This window comes from Rhodococcus sp. LW-XY12, assembly GCF_019317345.1.
Classification (GTDB): Bacteria; Actinomycetota; Actinomycetes; order Mycobacteriales; family Mycobacteriaceae; genus Rhodococcus; species Rhodococcus pyridinivorans.
Genome location: NZ_CP079225.1, coordinates 3,612,845 through 3,629,071 on the forward strand (window position 1 = coordinate 3,612,845; position 16,227 = coordinate 3,629,071).

At 67.9% G+C, this 16,227-nt stretch carries 16 protein-coding genes and 2 pseudogenes; 7 read left to right on the forward strand and 11 right to left on the reverse strand.

From position 1 onward, the window contains the following. Positions 1–19: 19 nt before the first annotated feature. Positions 20–874, reverse strand: a complete 855-nt coding sequence (locus KXC42_RS16895; protein ID WP_006550113.1) for a bifunctional methylenetetrahydrofolate dehydrogenase/methenyltetrahydrofolate cyclohydrolase — start codon at positions 872–874, stop codon at positions 20–22. 5 nt (positions 875–879) lie between these two features. Then, positions 880–2,355, reverse strand: coding sequence for a wax ester/triacylglycerol synthase domain-containing protein (locus KXC42_RS16900; protein ID WP_219129307.1), 1,476 nt, complete (start codon positions 2,353–2,355; stop codon positions 880–882). An 861-nt stretch (positions 2,356–3,216) separates the two neighbouring features. Between KXC42_RS16900 and KXC42_RS27395 the strand changes: the two genes are divergently transcribed. After that, a complete protein-coding gene (locus KXC42_RS27395) occupies positions 3,217–3,687 on the forward strand; it encodes a glycosyltransferase (RefSeq protein WP_257605835.1) in 471 nt (156 codons plus the stop codon). Positions 3,688–3,697: 10 nt separating this feature from the next. On the opposite strand, the gene KXC42_RS16910 is transcribed toward KXC42_RS27395, so the two are convergent. The 4 genes and pseudogenes from KXC42_RS16910 to KXC42_RS16925 form a co-directional block, all read right to left on the reverse strand. Continuing rightward, the gene (locus tag KXC42_RS16910) at positions 3,698–4,312 is read right to left on the reverse strand and encodes a maleylpyruvate isomerase N-terminal domain-containing protein (protein WP_217579607.1); all 615 of its coding nucleotides are present in this window, start codon (positions 4,310–4,312) and stop codon (positions 3,698–3,700) included. A 149-nt stretch (positions 4,313–4,461) separates the two neighbouring features. Next, positions 4,462–5,493, reverse strand: a pseudogene (locus KXC42_RS16915) (aldo/keto reductase). Between the two features lie 156 nt (positions 5,494–5,649). After that, entirely contained in the window at positions 5,650–5,733 is an 84-nt protein-coding gene (locus KXC42_RS27790) for an excalibur calcium-binding domain-containing protein (protein ID WP_228045153.1), read from the reverse strand. Between the two features lie 482 nt (positions 5,734–6,215). Continuing rightward, positions 6,216–6,704 carry a hypothetical protein gene (locus tag KXC42_RS16925; RefSeq protein WP_219129308.1) on the reverse strand — a complete coding sequence of 163 codons (489 nt, stop codon included), beginning with the start codon at positions 6,702–6,704 and terminating at the stop codon, positions 6,216–6,218. Positions 6,705–7,246: 542 nt separating this feature from the next. Here KXC42_RS16925 and KXC42_RS27405 point away from each other — a divergent pair. Beyond that, positions 7,247–7,495 carry a hypothetical protein gene (locus KXC42_RS27405; protein ID WP_230810953.1) on the forward strand — a complete coding sequence of 83 codons (249 nt, stop codon included), beginning with the start codon at positions 7,247–7,249 and terminating at the stop codon, positions 7,493–7,495. 14 nt (positions 7,496–7,509) lie between these two features. On the opposite strand, the pseudogene KXC42_RS27795 reads toward KXC42_RS27405, so the two are convergent. Beyond that, positions 7,510–7,608 (reverse strand): annotated as a pseudogene (locus KXC42_RS27795) (DUF2510 domain-containing protein); the annotation flags it as partial. A 148-nt stretch (positions 7,609–7,756) separates the two neighbouring features. Here KXC42_RS27795 and KXC42_RS16935 point away from each other — a divergent pair. After that, positions 7,757–8,221, forward strand: coding sequence for a tRNA (cytidine(34)-2'-O)-methyltransferase (locus tag KXC42_RS16935; RefSeq protein ID WP_024101568.1), 465 nt, complete (start codon positions 7,757–7,759; stop codon positions 8,219–8,221). Here the strand turns inward: KXC42_RS16935 and KXC42_RS16940 are convergent. From KXC42_RS16940 to KXC42_RS16950, 3 genes are read right to left on the reverse strand one after another with little or no spacing between them, the layout of a single operon-like run. Then, positions 8,218–8,526, reverse strand: coding sequence for a rhodanese-like domain-containing protein (locus tag KXC42_RS16940; protein ID WP_016692855.1), 309 nt, complete (start codon positions 8,524–8,526; stop codon positions 8,218–8,220). The genes KXC42_RS16935 and KXC42_RS16940 overlap by 4 nt on opposite strands. Next, positions 8,519–9,373, reverse strand: a complete 855-nt coding sequence (locus KXC42_RS16945) for a DUF4349 domain-containing protein (protein ID WP_006550104.1) — start codon at positions 9,371–9,373, stop codon at positions 8,519–8,521. Before KXC42_RS16945 ends, KXC42_RS16940 begins: the two co-directional genes overlap by 8 nt. An 11-nt stretch (positions 9,374–9,384) precedes the next feature. Next, positions 9,385–12,636, reverse strand: a complete 3,252-nt coding sequence (locus tag KXC42_RS16950; protein WP_219129309.1) for an error-prone DNA polymerase — start codon at positions 12,634–12,636, stop codon at positions 9,385–9,387. 189 nt (positions 12,637–12,825) lie between these two features. On the opposite strand from KXC42_RS16950, the gene KXC42_RS16955 reads away from it, so the two are divergent. Together KXC42_RS16955 and KXC42_RS16960 are read left to right on the forward strand one after the other, a co-directional pair. Further along, positions 12,826–13,284, forward strand: a complete 459-nt coding sequence (locus KXC42_RS16955; RefSeq protein ID WP_219129310.1) for an SRPBCC domain-containing protein — start codon at positions 12,826–12,828, stop codon at positions 13,282–13,284. Then, positions 13,271–13,603, forward strand: a complete 333-nt coding sequence (locus KXC42_RS16960; protein WP_024101573.1) for a helix-turn-helix transcriptional regulator — start codon at positions 13,271–13,273, stop codon at positions 13,601–13,603. Before KXC42_RS16955 ends, KXC42_RS16960 begins: the two co-directional genes overlap by 14 nt. Here KXC42_RS16960 and KXC42_RS16965 read toward each other — a convergent pair. Continuing rightward, a complete protein-coding gene (locus tag KXC42_RS16965) occupies positions 13,597–14,502 on the reverse strand; it encodes a D-isomer specific 2-hydroxyacid dehydrogenase family protein (RefSeq protein WP_219129311.1) in 906 nt (301 codons plus the stop codon). The two genes, KXC42_RS16960 and KXC42_RS16965, sit on opposite strands and share 7 nt — an antisense overlap. Positions 14,503–14,614: 112 nt before the next feature. On the opposite strand from KXC42_RS16965, the gene KXC42_RS16970 reads away from it, so the two are divergent. Further along, a complete protein-coding gene (locus tag KXC42_RS16970) occupies positions 14,615–15,022 on the forward strand; it encodes a YciI family protein (protein WP_006550097.1) in 408 nt (135 codons plus the stop codon). Between the two features lie 2 nt (positions 15,023–15,024). Then, positions 15,025–16,164 carry an RNA polymerase sigma factor gene (locus KXC42_RS16975; protein WP_219129312.1) on the forward strand — a complete coding sequence of 380 codons (1,140 nt, stop codon included), beginning with the start codon at positions 15,025–15,027 and terminating at the stop codon, positions 16,162–16,164. Positions 16,165–16,227 lie beyond the last annotated feature (63 nt).

Below are 16,227 nucleotides of genomic sequence, written 5' to 3' on the forward strand. Positions count from 1 at the left end.
CCCGGGGTCGTCGACCCGCTTATCGGGTCGCGAGCAGCTCGGCCCGCTCCACGACGTTGGTCAGCAGGAAGGCGCGGGTGAGCGGTCCGACGCCACCGGGGTTCGGGGACACGAAGCCCGCGACCTCGCGCACGTCCGCGGCGACGTCGCCGCGCAGTCCGTCCTCGGTGCGGGAGACACCCACGTCCAGCACAGCGGCGCCGGGCTTGACCATGTCCGCCGTCACCAGCCCGGGAACACCTGCGGCGGCGACGATGATGTCGGCGCGACGCACCTCTGCAGCGAGATCACGAGTGCCGGTGTGGCAGAGGGTGACCGTCGCGTTCTCCGAACGACGGGTCAGCAGCAGACCGATCGGGCGGCCGACGGTGACGCCACGACCGACCACCACCACGTGCGCGCCGGCGATCTCCACGTCGTAGCGGCGCAGCAGGTGGATGATGCCGCGCGGCGTGCAGGGCAGCGGAGCCTCCTTGCCGAGCACGAGCCGGCCGAGGTTGACCGGGTGCAATCCGTCGGCGTCCTTGCCCGGATCCATGCGCTCGAGCGCCGCGTTCTCGTCGAGATGCTTCGGCAGCGGGAGCTGGACTATGTAGCCGGTGCAGGCAGGGTCGGCGTTGAGCTCGTCGATCGCCTCGAACAGCTGTTCCTGGGTGATGTCGGCGGGCAGATCCTTGCGGATCGACGTGATGCCGACCTTCGCGCAGTCGTTGTGCTTACCGCGCACATAGGCCGCGGATCCCGGATCGTCGCCGACGAGGATCGTGCCGAGACCGGGCGTGACGCCCTTGGCCTTCAGCGCATCCACGCGGACCTTCAGGTCCTCGAAGATTTCGTCGCGGGTTGCTTTGCCGTCCAGGATCGTCGCAGTCACGTCGTTCATTCTTCCAGGCGCCCGTCCGGCGTCGAATCGCGGCCGGTACCGGAAACCGTCCGCGCGCCGGGAGGCAGGCAGTCCCGGGATAGTTCCGCGAAGGCTTCGGCGAGGTGCCGCTCGTACTGCTCGGGGTCGGGCATGCAAGAGTCCGAGGCCAGAAAGGACAAGGTGAGAACCTCGCCGAGCGAGGTCACGGAGTGGACGAGACCGTAGTTCCGGTTGAGCATCGGAGTACCGATCGCCTCGACGGCGGGACTGCCACCGAATCGGAGGCCCTCGACCGGCCCGCGCGGCACATTCGTCACGGTGGTGTTGGCCAGCGGCACCACGTCTCCCGTGGGCCCCACCCGCCCGCGGTGCGCTCTCCGGAACGTCATCGCCAGGTCGAACGCGGGCGATGCATCCACCGCCGCAACGGAGGCAGCCGACTCCGGACGCCGGATGCGCTGTTTCTCGAGAGCAGCCGACTCGTGGACTCGGCGGAGTCGCTCGCGCGGATCAGCCCGATCGAGGTGCAGGTCGACATACATGAGCGTGACCTTGTTCTCCGACTCCGCTCCCGCTCCGTCCCGGAGGGATCCCGGAACGATCGCCGCCGGTGAATCGGTGGGAATTTCCTCGTAGGACGCGAGGTAGGCGCGTAGTCCGCCCGAGACGACCGTCAGGATCACGTCGTTCACCGAGGTATCCGTGGCGCGCGCGACGGCACGCACCTCCGGCAACGGCATACGGACGACGCCGAGCTGCCAGGCGCTGCCGGCGTCGGTGTCGAAGCGGGTGCGGGGACGCTGCGGCCGGGGGGCGGTGTTCTCCCCCGATGCGGTGAGACCACCCAGTGCTCGTCGAGCGCGACGTGCTGCGACCAGAGCCGGGAGCATCCTCGCGTACCGGAAGGGCAGCGAGACCGCCGCGCGGACCGGTCCCGGCACGGCGACGACGCGTCCTCCCGCCGAAGGGGCGGCAGCCGGATCGTCGAGCAGTGCACGAGCGATCTCGACGGCTCCGAGCCCGTCGGTCACCGAGTGGTGCAGGAGCAACGCGACGATGGTGGCGCCGTCGGGGAGGTCCTCGACACCGCGGATGTCGGTCAGGACGTGCACTTCCCACGGCGGTGCGGACAGATCGAGGCAGCGTTCCTTCATCGACGCGAGCAGCCGATGCAACCCGCTGCGTGAGGTCGGTCCGATCGTCTCGTACCGGACGTGACGGTCCGGATCGACGCCGGTCTCGACCCAGTACGGGAAGTCGAGGTTCGCCGGCACGCGGTGCAGGCGTCGGGTGAGCGCCGGTGTGCGGTGCAGGCGCTCCCCGATCCAGGTGACGGCGTCCTCACGGGTGCGGATGGGGGCCTCGCCTCCCCGGGCGTCGAACACGTAGAAGCTCACCATGGTCGACGGCGGAGCCTCGGGGTCCGTGTCCTCCACGAAGACGTGGAGCGCGTCCCGCGCGGCCAGTCGGATTCCGCGTCGGCGTGTCATCGTGATGGTTCTCTCCCGGGTCGCCCGCTGCTCGTGCCTCTCGATTGAACCAGTTACCGCTCGGGGCCACACCCGGTCGACGATTCGCGTACACGAGCGCGGAGCGGTGTAATTCGGCCATGGCGCACCGAGTCGGATCGACGACCGGCAGTACACGAGGCCGGGCCGTGCGTCGCGTCCTGTTCTCGTTCGCAGGCGGCCTCGGCCATCTCGCACCGATGCTCCCGATCGCCGACGTCCTGCGCGGGGCCGGCCACCGTCTCGGCGTGTGCGGGGAGGCGGACGTCCTCCCAGGCACCGAAGGCTTCGACGCACACTTCCCCGAGGGGGAGACGACATCTCCTTCCGGTCGGTCCACGGGCACGCTCGCTCCTCCCGACCTCGACCACGAGTACTCGGTGATCGGCACCCACTTCGCCGGTGTGCTCGCGGCGCGACGATTCGACCTGGTCCGCGAGGTCGTCGACCGCTGGCATCCGGATCTGGTGATCTGCGACGAGATGGACTTCGGTGCGATGACGGCGGCCGAGCACGCCGCCGTTCCCCGCGTGGTGGTCGCCGTCATCGCGTCCGGAGCACTCACCCGGATCGACCGCATCCGTGAGCCACTGGGACGACTACGGGCCGCCCACGACCTCCCTTCCGATCACGAGTGCTCTTTCCTGACACAGGATTTGGTCATCTCACCGTTCCCACCGTCGTTCCGTGATCCTGATGTCCCGTTGCCTCCCACAGCCGTCTCGACAGGGCCGGGCCCGTCGCTCGCATCCCGCGAACACCCTGCGATCGACTGGCTTCGAAGCGGCGAGAAGCCCCACCGCGTGTACGTCACGCTGGGTACCGTCTTCAACACCGAGTCCGGTGATCTCATCGTCCGTCTCCTCCGGGGGCTGCACCGACTACCTGCGCGTGCTCGTCACCGTCGGCCGGGACATCGACCCGGCCACCCTGCCGTCACCGGGCGGCAACGTCCGCATCGAGCGGTTCGTGCCCCAGTCGGCCGTGCTCCCGCACGTCGATGTCGTCGTAAACCACGGCGGATCGGGCAGCGTCATCGGTGCGCTCACCCACGGCGTTCCGGTCGTCGCGCTTCCGATGGGCGCGGACCAGGAACTCAACGCCCGACGGCTGGTCGCGCTGGGCGCAGGGACCACGGTCGATCCCGTCACCGTAACCTCGGCGGAGATCGGAGGGATCACCCTCGACGCGCTGTCCTCGCGCTCTCTCCGCCGTGGGGCCGAGCAATTGCGCGACGAGATCTCACGATTGCCTCCCCCGGCATCCGTGCTCGCGCTGCTCGAGGATCGGATGTTCCGGTCCCGGCTGCGCTGAACCTCTCCGCTCACACGACGGAATAGCCGTTCGGCAACGCCATCCGACCGGTCAATGCCCGCAGCACGGTCGTGCCGTCGCCGAGTGCCAGAGCGATTCTCGCCGCCAACAGGGCGGACTGCTCGAGAACCTCGGCGGGAGGTTCGTAGGGAACATCCGCGGCGGCGGCGATGTCGAGACCGTGGACGGCGAGTTCGAAGGTGCGTGTCGGGAGGTAGGAATGCAGCCGGATCCCCGATCCTCCGATCACCCGGATCAGACGATCCTCCCCGGTACCGAGCCGATCGATCACCGCAGCCGACAGGGCACCGATCGTCGCCACCGGGTCGTCACCGAGGTCGGCACCGGCACGCCGTCCACGTTCGACGATGTCCTCCGCGCCGAGGACCGAGGTCAGTTCCTTGACGTGGACGTAGTACTGCTCCGCGCTCGCGAGGTCCTCGGTGTCGGCAGGACTGTCGAGATAGGTCATGACGGTCGTCAACGAGCGTGAGGTGTGTCCGATCAGTGCTCGGAGGTCCCACTCACCCAGGCCCGGACCGTCCCAGCGGCCCTCCGGCACGGCACGGACCAACTCCGCGAAGCTGCGTACCGCCGAGACATACGTCGCTACCGGCGATTCCATGACATCTCCCGCGGCCGACCGGATCGAACCCGACACGGGAATGAAAGCACGCGTCTCCCGGCTACACCGTCGGTGTGCGCACGCGGGTCGGCACGGATCGCTCGCGCAACGTGAATCCCAGCTTCTCGTAGAGCCGGATGGCGGTCATGTCAGAGACCGAGGCCGGTGCCGTGGACACCGTACTCGTCGATGACCGCGAGCTCGTCGTCGGTGAGCGGCGGGAAGCTCAGTGTCTCGACGTTGTGGTCGAGCTGCCAGGTCGAGCTCGCGCCGACGAGCGCCGAGGTCGCGGCGGGCTGCCGGAGCACCCACTGCAGTGCCAGCTGGGCCAGCGACTGCCCACGCGACCGGGCGAGCGTGTCGAGTTCAGTGACGCGCTGCCGGTAGGTCTCGTCGATCACGTCCGGAGACAGGAACGCACTGTTTACCGCTCGCGCACCGTCCGGGATGGTCTCGAGATACTTGTCCGTCAGAAGTCCCTGTGCGAGCGGCGAATACACGACGAGTCCGAAGCCGTCCTGCTCGGCCGCGTCGAGCAGACCGTTCTGCTCGATGCTGCGGTCGAAGATCGAGTAGCGCGGCTGGTGGACGAGCCGTGGGACACCGGCTTCCCGCAGAAGTGTCGCGGCCTCATGCGCACGATCCGGTTGGTAGTTCGAGATGCCGACGTAGAGCGCCTTCCCCTACTCGACGGCGGAGACGAGTGCCCCGACGGTCTCCTCGAGCGGGGCCGTCAGGTCGGGACTGTGACTGTAGAAGATGTCGACGTAGTCGGTGCCGAGGTCACGCAGGCTGTGCTCGAGCGAGCCCAGCAGCGACTTGCGCGACCCTCCCTTCTGGTAGGGACCGGGACCGATCGGGTTGCCGGCCTTCGTCGACAGGATGATTTCGTCCCGGTAGGGCGCGAGGTCCCTGCCGAGGATCCGGCCGAAGTTTTTCTGCGCGGCGCGGTGCGGCGGACCGTACCGGTCGGCGTTGTCGAAGTGGGTGATTCCGAGGTCGAAGGCGTGGAGGATGATCTCCCGCTGTGCCTCGAAGGGGTAGTCGGTGCCGAATTTCTGCCACAGCCCGAACGAGAAGGCCGGCAGGTCGAGCCCGGACCGCCCCGAGCGCCGGTAGGGAATCGTCTCGTAACGGTTCTCGGATGCGGTGTACGGGGTTTCGACGGTGCCGTGCGACATCGGGCGGGGTTCGCCTTTCGGTTCCAGCGGAAATTCGGGTCCACGACACTCGATCACGGGCACTTCCGGACTGTCACCGGTTCCGCTCAGACTGCGCACAATGCACCATCACCGGTGTTCGGATGTGACAGGCACATCCGAACACCGGAGCGCGCACTACTTGTCACAGGCGATGCCCTCGTTGTCCCCATCGAGGTATGGCGCGTATCGGGGGTTCCCCGCGCAGAATCGGGGCGGCACCTGCTGCTATGGCCTCGGAGCAGTTCTTGTACGACACCGCAGACTCGAGCGAGGACGGCGTGGTAGGCGTACGAACGCGTCGAATACCCCAGTCCTGGGAGCCCAGCAAGCAATAACCGTGGCTGCGTGCATACCGTTGACCGTGAGCGAAACGACCCACCCGCGTGGTCTTGCATCCGCGTCTGCTTTCAGCGGTACGGGGCACGCCCCCTGCCTCCGCTCCACTCTCTCCTAGCGTAGGGTCAAGCGGCTCCTCAGAGAGCCGCTGAAGACCGAAGAAAGCAAAACGGAGATCTACTGAGGGAGCAGAGATGCCGACCGCAGAGGAGATCGACGCAGCCCGCACGGAGCGGGGTGGACGGACGAAAGAAGCACTCGCTCAGTGGGGCGTACCGTGGCCTCCCCAAAAGGGATGGAGGCAAGCACTGATCAAGGGTCGTACGCTCGGAGGCAGCACCGAGCACCAGAGCGGGTGACCACGGTCAGACCAAGCCCCACTCGCGTTCGATCCGGGCGATCTCCGCCGCGAGTTCGAGGCCGTCCGAATGGCTGTAGGCGTAGTACACACCGACGTTGATGACTGTGACCCAGTCCAAGGACGGGTTTAGATGAGGCCGCAGGCTAGCGAACCACTGCATCGCTTGGAGGTTCGGCAGATCTGGGACCACGTGGTCAATCGACTCTTGGTATTCCCGCTGACGCAGCTCCTCGGCTGCCTTTTCCAGTCCGTCGCGCCACTGGGAAATCAATCTCCTCCGGTACTCCTGGTCGGCCTGCTTGCCCTCTTCGGCCAAGCGTTCCAATTCTTGATTGTGCTGCGTCTCCGATAGTGCGACTGCGTTGGAGTGCTCCACCTCCAAACGTCTACTCTCGGTCCGCCACAGGATCAGCGGAGACAGCAGCGACGTCGCAGAGCCTGCCAGAGCACCGACTGCCGTACCGATGACGCCGGCCCACACGGGATCAACCATGAGTTGATGATCTAGTACGGTGCAGACACTGCAGCACGGGGGACTAGCCGTTACAGATGCCCCTTCACCCACGGGCGCTTCCGGACTGTGACCGGTTCCGCACAATGCGTCTTCGGTAATGGGTGGCCTATCCCGCGGACTTCCACCGATACTCGCCATCCGAACCGACACCGCAGACCATCGGCGTGCCCTTGACAGTTGCACCGAGCGCACCAGGTGATGAGCAGTAGGAACCAGGATGTACGGTTCCACTCGACTGCTGGTCCTGAGACGGCGGGGTGTATGCGGGGGCCGGAGGCGGCGTGTACTGCGTCGCCGGCGGCGGGGTGTACTCGGATGTCGGAGGCGGGGTGTACGCAGGAGTCTGAGGTTGATTTCGAGGCGTCCAGGGCGCGCCGCACAATGCATCTCCCTCGGAGCCCATCATCTCGCGCCAGGCCGCATCACTACACGAGTACTCGAGGGAAAGGGTCGTCGTTGTGGCCGGTGCTGCCTCGGTCGTCGGCACATCTGACACGGTTGTTTCCACAGGAGAGGAAACGGTGCTCGGAACGACGGAAGTCGACGTGGTGGTCGTAGGTGCAGCCGAGGTCGTCGTGGTCGGAGCCACCGAACTGCTCGTCGTGGACACCACCGAGGAGGTTTCCGTCTTCGGTTCCTCGTCACCGACAGCGGCGCCGAGCGCCACGAGTCCGACGAGGCCGGCGCCGAGCGCCCACGGCCACTTGCGCCGCTTCGACCCACCTGCAGCAGGGGGATTGCCGCCCTGGCCGACAGCCCCGAACACCTGAGTGGGGTCGCCGCTGCCCCTGGGTCTGGTCTGGTTCGTCCACTGCTGACCGTCCCAGTAGCGATCGATGGACGGGTCGTAGGGGTCGGGATGCCAACCGGCAGGAGGATTCATGCTCGATCCGTTCTGAGGAATACGTTCCGCAGAACGTCGCCGGTACCGATCGGTGTGTTACACCGCCAATTCGGAAAACTCACCGAGGCAGGTGGGTGGGCGGGGCGTGCGAGCCGGGCCACACAGTGCCGACTTGTTAACCTGCATCGTGTTCAGAGTGATGTTCCACGAGCCGCGCATTCCCCCCAACACCGGCAATGCCATACGCATGGTCGCCGCGACCGGCGCGGAACTGCACCTGGTGGAACCCCTCGGTTTCGACCTGTCCGAGCCGAAGCTGCGCCGCGCAGGCCTGGACTACCACGATCTCGCGTCGGTCACCGTGCACAGCAGCCTCGAGGCGGCGTGGGCGGCGCTGGTCCCCGAGCGGGTGCTCGCGTTCACCGCGCACGGCACGTCGAGTTATGCGGAGATCGAGTACCGGGCCGGCGACGTGCTGCTGTTCGGACCCGAACCGACAGGGCTGTCGCCAGAGGTGCTCGCCGACCCGCACATCACCGAGCAGATCCGTATCCCCATGCTGCCCGGGCGGCGTTCGCTGAATCTGTCGAACGCCGCAGCCGTCGCCTGCTACGAGGCGTGGCGGCAGCACGGTTTCCCCGGAGGGGTTTAGGCGCCGCTCTCCACCGGACGACCCGAGCGGGCCCATCCGTCGGTGCCACCCGCGACGGACACGGCGTCGACACCGCGACCGGCGAGATACTGCGCGGCCTGCAGGCTGCGGCCACCCACGGCGCAGACGACGTAGACGGTGCCCTCGGTGGGGATCTCGTCGATCCGCGCGACGAACTCGCTGAGCGGGATGTTCGTGACGCCGGGTACGCGCACCTGGGCGTATTCGTCGCGTTCACGCACGTCGATGACGGTCGCCCCGTCGGTGAGCGCGGATTCGAGTGCGGCCAGGTCGACCTCACGCATCGCTGTCGGTCCTCTCGGTATCGGGCGTCCCGGTGGTTCCGGACGAACGTCCCCGTCGGGTGATGAGCCGGATGACCAGGTAGAGGACACCTGCACACACGAACAGGAACGCCACCCACGGTAGCGCGGCGCCGATACCGACCACCGCTGCCCCCAGCGCGGCCCACAGGCTGTTCCATCCTGCGACCAGCCCGTCCCAGAAACTGTCCTGTTCGGAGGGAAGGCGGTCGGTGGTGATGTCGACGGTGAGCGTGGACAGTTCGATCCGGTCGCCCAGCTGCCGTCGCTGCGCCTCGAGGCTGTCGAGTTCGGCCTGTCGTTCGGCCAGCGCGGTCTCTGCAGCGATCAGCGCCTCGACGTCGGCCGACGACTCGAGCAGTGCCCGCAGGCGGTCCACCGAGGCCCGCAACGCACCCACCCGGGCTTCGAGGTCGGTGTACTGCATCGTCACGTCGTCGCGGGTGGTGCTCAGGCTGGTGACACGGCCGAGTGTGCGGATCTCGTCGACGACCTCGTCGAGCCGGTCGGCGGGCACCCGCACCGTGAGCACGCTGCTCGCCTCGGGTTGTTCGGTGAGCGAGTCGACGCGTCCACCGGCTTCCTCGACGACCGTCACGACCCGGCGGCCCGTCGCCACGGGATCGCCGGCATCCATCTCGAGGTAGCCGGTGACGACCTCCTTGCGGTCGGCCTCTTCGGGTTGCGACTCGCGGAGACCGCCGTCGACGATCGCCGGTGCCGAGATCGCAGGCGCGGACGCCGAGGAGCCCTCGCCTCCACCACCCTCGTCGCAGCCGGTGACGACCAGAGCGAACAGAGCCAACGAGACCGGCCACAGGCGTTTCACACTCGGCGATGTTAGCGAAAGTCGCGTGATCTGCTCGGCATTCGCAGATCCATGGCTTCGAGATGGTCGGCGAGGAGCGTGACCACGCCCTCGGCGTTCTGGAGCCGGCCGCGGACGAGCAGGGCGGGAGCCGTGTGGGCCACGGTCCGGTAGCGCGCCCACAGACCGACCGAGCACACCACGTTCACCATTCCGGTCTCGTCCTCGAGGTTGAGGAAGGTGACACCGGCGGCTGTTGCAGGTCGCTGCCGGTGTGTCACGGCCCCGCCGACGAGGATACGCGTCCCGTCGGGGACCTGCCACAACTCCGCGGCCGGGATCACCCCGAGTTCGTCGAGCCGCTCGCGCAGAAACTGCGTCGGATAGCTGTCGGGCGAGATTCCCGTGGCCCAGACGTCGGCGGCGGCGAGTTCGAGAGCGCTCATCCCCGGCAGGGCCGGAGTCGGCACCGTCCCGATCCCGGGGAGCCGCCCGGGGCGTTGTGCCGCGGCCGGGGCCGCACCCCAGAGGGCTTCGCAGCGGGTGACGCCGAACGAGGAGAAAGCTCCTGCGGTGGCCAGCGCCTCGACCTGCGTGGTGGTGAGACCGACGCGGGCGGCGAGGTCGGCGGGCGAGGTGTACGGGCCGTGGGCACTGCGTTCGGTCACGATGCGTTCGGCGAGGTCGTCGCCGATGTGCCGCACCGTGGCCAGGCCGAGCCGGACCTCCTTCCCTTCGTTCTCGAGGGTGGCGTGCGCGAGACTCGCCGCGATGTCGGGGCCGTGGACGACCACACCGTGACGGCGGGCATCGGCGACCAGCGATTGCGGCGAGTAGAAACCCATCGGCTGAGCACGCAGCAGGCCCGCACAGAACGCTGCGGGATGGTGCAGTTTGAACCATGCCGAATAGAACACCAGCGAGGCGAAGCTCTGCGAATGACTTTCGGGAAAACCGAAATTCGCGAAGGCGTAGAGCTTCTCGTAGATGCGGTCGGCGACGTCCCCCGTGATGCCGTGCAGGTCCCGCATGCCCTGATAGAGGCGTCCGCGCAGACGTTCCATCTTCTCCGTCGAGCGTTTCGATCCCATGGCGCGACGTAATCGATCGGCCTCCGCCGCGGTGAATCCCGCGGCGTCGACGGCCATCTGCATGAGCTGTTCCTGGAAGAGCGGAACGCCGAGGGTGCGTTCGAGGGCCTTCTCGAGGCACGGATGGTCGTAGGTGACGGGTTCGAGACCGTTGCGCCGCCGGATGTAGGGGTGCACCGAACCGCCCTGGATCGGGCCGGGCCGGATGATGGCCACCTCGATGACCAGATCGTAGAAGCAGCGCGGCTTCAACCGCGGCAGAGTGGCCATCTGCGCCCGCGACTCCACCTGGAAGACCCCCACCGAGTCGGCGCGGCACAACATCTCGTAGACCCCCGGCTCGGAGAGGTCGAGGTGCGCGAGATCGACTCGGATGCCTTCGTGTTCGTCGACGAGGTCGATCATGTAGTGCAGCGCGGAGAGCATGCCGAGGCCGAGCAGATCGAACTTCACGAGACCCGCTGCAGCACAGTCGTCCTTGTCCCACTGCAGAACGGTGCGTCCTTCCATTCGCGCCCATTCGACGGGGCACACGTCGGCGACGGGCCGGTCGCAGATCACCATGCCGCCCGAGTGGATGCCGAGATGCCGTGGGAGACCTTCGATCTGTTCGGCGAGATCGAGAACCGTCTCCGGGATCCGTTCGTCGGTCTCTACCCGCACCCCACCCCACCGGCCGATCAGCTTGCTCCACGCGTCCTGCTGTCCCTGCGAGTATCCGAGGGCACGGGCCATGTCGCGGACGGCGGAACGACCGCGGTAGGTGATGACGTTCGCGACCTGCGCCGCATTGATGCGGCCGTACTTGCGGTAGACGTACTGGATCGCCTCCTCGCGCCGGTCGGATTCGATGTCGAGGTCGATGTCGGGTGGGCCGTCGCGTTCGGGCGACAGGAAGCGTTCGAACAGCAGCTTGTTGCCGACGGGGTCGACGTTGGTGATGCCGATCGCGTAGCAGACCGCCGAGTTGGCGGCCGATCCTCGTCCCTGGCAGAGGATGTCGCTCCGCTTGCAGAAGTCGACGATGTCGTGGACGACGAGGAAGTATCCCGGGAATCCCAGCCGGCCGACGACGTCGAGTTCGTGTTCGATCTGCCGATAGGCGTCGGGGCGGCGCTCGACCGGACCGTAGCGGCGACGCGCCCCGTCGTAGGTGAGTTCGCGCAGCCAGGTGAACTCGGTGTGCCCGTCGGGAACATCGAAGGGCGGCAGTTTCGGGGCGACGAGACGCAGATCGAAGGCGCATTCACGACCGAGTTCGGCGGCATGGTGCACGACACCCGGAAAGGCCTCGAACAGCCGCGTCATCTCCTCCCCCGACCGCAGGTGCCCGCCTCCGGTCGGGGGGATCCGGCCGACGGCGTCGTCGAGGCTCTGCCGGTCGGAGATCGCCGCCACGGCCATCGCCAGACGTCGCCGATGGGGATGCGCGAAGTGCGCCGCCGTGCTCGCGATGCACGGAATGCCATGTCGCGCGGCAAGTTCGAAGAGGGCTGCGTTGCGTTCGTGGTCGTCGGGATATCCGTGACGGGTGAGTTCGACGGTCACGCGGTCGGCACCGAACCGGTCGACGAGATCGAGCAATGCTGCTTCGGCGGCGGGGATCCCGCCCGTGGTGAGCGCCTGTCGCAGGTGCCCCCGGCGACAACCGGTGAGGATCTGCCAGTGCCCACCGGCGGCGTCGGTGAGCGCGTCGTAGTCGTACCTCGGGTTGTTCTTCTCCCCTCCTGCGAGGTGGGCGTCGGCGATCTGCCGCGACAGGCGTCGATAGCCCTCCTGACCGCGGGCGAGGACGAGCAGGTGCGCATCGTCGAGGCCCAGCTCGGCTCCGAAGACGGTGCGGATGCCGAGTTCGCGTGCGGCTTCGGCGAATCGCACCGCTCCGTACAGTCCGTCGTGGTCGGTCACCGCGAGGGCCTCGAGTCCGAGTCGTGCCGCCTCCTCGGCGAGTTCCTCCGGCGTGGAGGCACCGTCGAGGAAGCTGAACGCGGAGTGGGCGTGCAGTTCGGCGTAGGGCACGACCGGTCCTTCCGGACGTCGGACCCGCGCCTCGTACTCGGTGCGGGTGCGCGACCACGCCGGGCTGTCGCTCCCGTCGCCGGGATGTTCGGCATCGCGGCGGGAAATGCCGGGTCGTCCCGAGAGCACACGTTCCATCTCCGACCAGGTCGGCGGACCGTTTCCCCATCCCACTCCGGCACCTCCTCGACCGATCCAGTATCGCACATGTGTTCGAACGAGACGTTCGAACACATGTGCAGTTCTCGTCGCGACACGCCGGGAGTCGGCGACGAGAACTGCACGATCGACTGCAACCAGGGGGTTGCATCATGGGCCAGCAAGTGCAACCCTGGAGTTGCATTCCCATCGGAGGAGACAGTCATGACCGACGAACTCGACCGCATCGAACGCGACATCACCATCGACGCCCCTGTGGACCGGGTATGGACACTCGTGGCCGAACCCGGCTGGTACATCAACGACAACGAGTGGACCGAGCACCGCATCGAACACGACGGAGATCTCACCACCGTGCACGATCCGGTCCACGGCGCCTTCGTCTTCCGCACCGTGACCCTCGACGAACCGCACTACGCCGCCTTCCGCTGGCTCGCCGACCACACCGATCCCGACGGCCCGTCCACCCTCGTCGAGTTCCGGCTCACCGCCCTCGACACCGGCACGACCGAATTACGCGTCACGGAAAGCGGATTCGACTCCCTGCCCGGCGACGCGAGCGAACGCCGCACCCGCTTCGAGGAGAACTCCCGCGGCTGGACGGCCGAACTGGAAATCGCCAAGCACCATCTCGAGAAGGACGGAAGCGTTGCCCGACGCTGAGTTCTCCGCCGATCTGCATCCCGTTTTCGCGGCCCTGGCCGACGACACCCGATGGCGCATCCTGCAGCGACTGGGCCGGTCTCCGGCGTCGGCGTCCGGACTCGCGGCCGAGTTCACGGTCTCCCGTCAGGCCATCGCCAAGCATCTGGCGGTGCTCGAACGGTGCGGTCTCGTGACCTCCGAGCGCGCCGGACGGGAGATCCGCTTCTCCGCCGTCGGATCGCGGCTGAGCGCGGTCGGGCGTGCGATCGACGCCGTGGGGACAGGCTGGGACCGTCGCCTGTCCGCGATCAAGAAGGCGGCCGAACGGCCTCAGTAACCCGCGTTCGGATCGACCCGGGCGATCAACTCCTCGCCCGCGACGAACCGGCGCACGTTCTCCTCGAGGGTCGGCGCGAACGTCTGCGTCAGCCGGCTGCGTGTATTGGCGATGTGCGGTGTGATCACGGCGTTGTCGAGATCCCACAGCGGATGACCCTCGGGCAACGGTTCGGGATCGGTCACGTCGAGAACCGCCCCGGCGATCGTACCGTCCCCGAGCGCCTTCACCAGCGCGTCGGTGTCGACGAGGTTGCCCCGCGCGACGTTCACGAGCCACGCCGACCCGGGCATCGCCGCGAGCGCGGCAGCGTCGACGAGATGATCGGTCTCGGCGGTCGCGGGTGCGGCGACGACGAAGTGATCGGCCATCGACCACACCTCCGGCGTGCGGTCGGCCGGCAGCGTGACCTTCGCGCCGTCGACGGGACGGCCCGAACGATTGACCGCGACGACGGACGCGCCGAGGGCGTGCAGGCGCGGGATCATCGCCCGGCCGATACCGCCGCATCCGACGATGGCCACGGTCGAGCCGTGGAGGGTCCGCACCCGCGGGTCGAGAACGTCCTTGGTCCACCGCTTCGCGGCAACCGAGGCGTGGAACTGCCGCAACCCCACGAGCAGCGCTCCCACCGCGTACTCGGCCACGTTGTCGGCGTACACACCGGACGCATTCGCCCACAGCCGCCGGTCGTCGATCACGCCCGCCCGGAAGAACGGTTCGATACCCGCGTAGGTGAGCTGCACCCAGCGGACTCGGTCGGGCAGATCCGGGAACTCCTCGGCGCTGCCGTCCCACACCAGGGCATCGGCCTCGTCCAGTTCGGAGAGGGTTCCACCGCCGGAGACGATCGCGGTGGCGAGGTGTTCGTCGTGGCCCGGTCCGAGATGAATACGCATGCCGCGACCCTAACCTCGAATCCCTCGCGGAGGGATGTCGAGAATCCGGAAGCGGCTCCGTCTCCTCCACGAACGCGGCCACAATGGGCCGTACCGCACGGAGGAGAACATCATGGCCAAGTACCTGCTGCTCAAGCATTACCGCGGCGCCCCGGCAGCGGTGAACGACGTACCCATGGATCAGTGGGAGCCGGACGAGGTGTCGGCCCACATCCGGTACATGCAGGATTTCGCCGCCCGTCTCGAGAGCACCGGCGAGTTCGTCGACGCGCAGGCGCTCTCCCCGGAGGGCACCTTCGTCCGTTACGACGGTGAGGGACGTCCCCCGGTCACCGACGGGCCGTTCCCGGAGACGAAGGATCTCATCGCCGGGTGGATGGTGATCGACGTCGACAGCTACGACCGGGCACTGGAGTTGGCCGCCGAACTGTCGGCCGCGCCGGGAGCCGGCGGGAAGCCGATCCACGAATGGCTCGAGGTGCGCCCGTTCATGTCCGAGCCGCCGACCGTCACGGAGTAGACGTGGACGAGGCTCTGCTGCGCACGCTCGTCCCCACCGTGATCGGCATCCTCGTCCGCCGCGGAGCGGATTTCGCAGCGGCCGAGGATGCCGTGCAGGACGCGCTCGTCGAAGCCCTGCGGGTGTGGCCGGAGGATCCGCCACGCGACCCGAAGGGCTGGCTGGTCGCGGTGGCGTGGCGCAGATTCCTCGACACCGTACGCGCCGACGCATCCCGCCGGCGCCGCGAGATCCTCGTCGACGCCGAGCCCCGGCCCGGTCCGGGCACACCGGTGGACGACACCCTCGCGTTGTACTTCCTGTGTGCCCACCCGTCGCTCACGCCCGGGTCGGCGGTCGCGCTGACCCTGCGGGCCGTCGGTGGGTTGACCACCCGGCAGATCGCGCAGGCCTATCTCGTCCCGGAAGCGACGATGGCCCAACGCATCAGCCGGGCCAAGCGCACGATCGCGGACGTCCGGCTGGATCGGCCGGGCGATGTCGCGACGGTGCTGCGGGTGCTCTATCTCGTGTTCAACGAGGGTTATTCAGGTGACGTCGACCTGGCCACCGAGGCCATCCGGCTCACGCGCCGGCTGGCAGCGGTGATCGACCACCCCGAGGTGTCGGATCTGCTCGCGTTGATGCTGCTCCACCACGCCCGGCGAGCGGCGCGCATCCGGCCGGACGGCAGTCTCGTCCCCCTCGCCGAACAGGACCGCAGCCTGTGGGACACGCGCATGATCGCGGAGGGCGTGGAGATCCTGCAGGCCGCACTCGCCCGCGACAGGCTCGGCGAGTTCCAGGCACAGGCCGCCGTCGCCGCCCTTCACGCCGACGCACGCACTGCGGAGGAGACCGACTGGGTGCAGATCGTCGAGTGGTACGACGAGCTCCTGCGGTTCACCGACAACCCGGTGGCCCGCCTCAACCGCGCCGTCGCGGTCGGTGAGGCGGACGGACCGCAGGCCGGTCTCGCGGCGCTGGCCGAACTCGACCCCGGCTTGCCTCGGTACACGGCGGCCGCGGCATATCTCCACGAACGCGCCGGCGACACGGCCACGGCGGCCCGGCTCTACACGGAGGCCGCACACCTGGCGACCAGCGTCCCCGAGCGGGACCATCTCGTGCGGCAGGCGGCGCGCCTGCACAGCGTTTCCTGAGGGTCGCTCAGGGTTCTCCCCCACCATGAAATCCGGTGCCACGCCGGATGTGCCGAGAGTGCG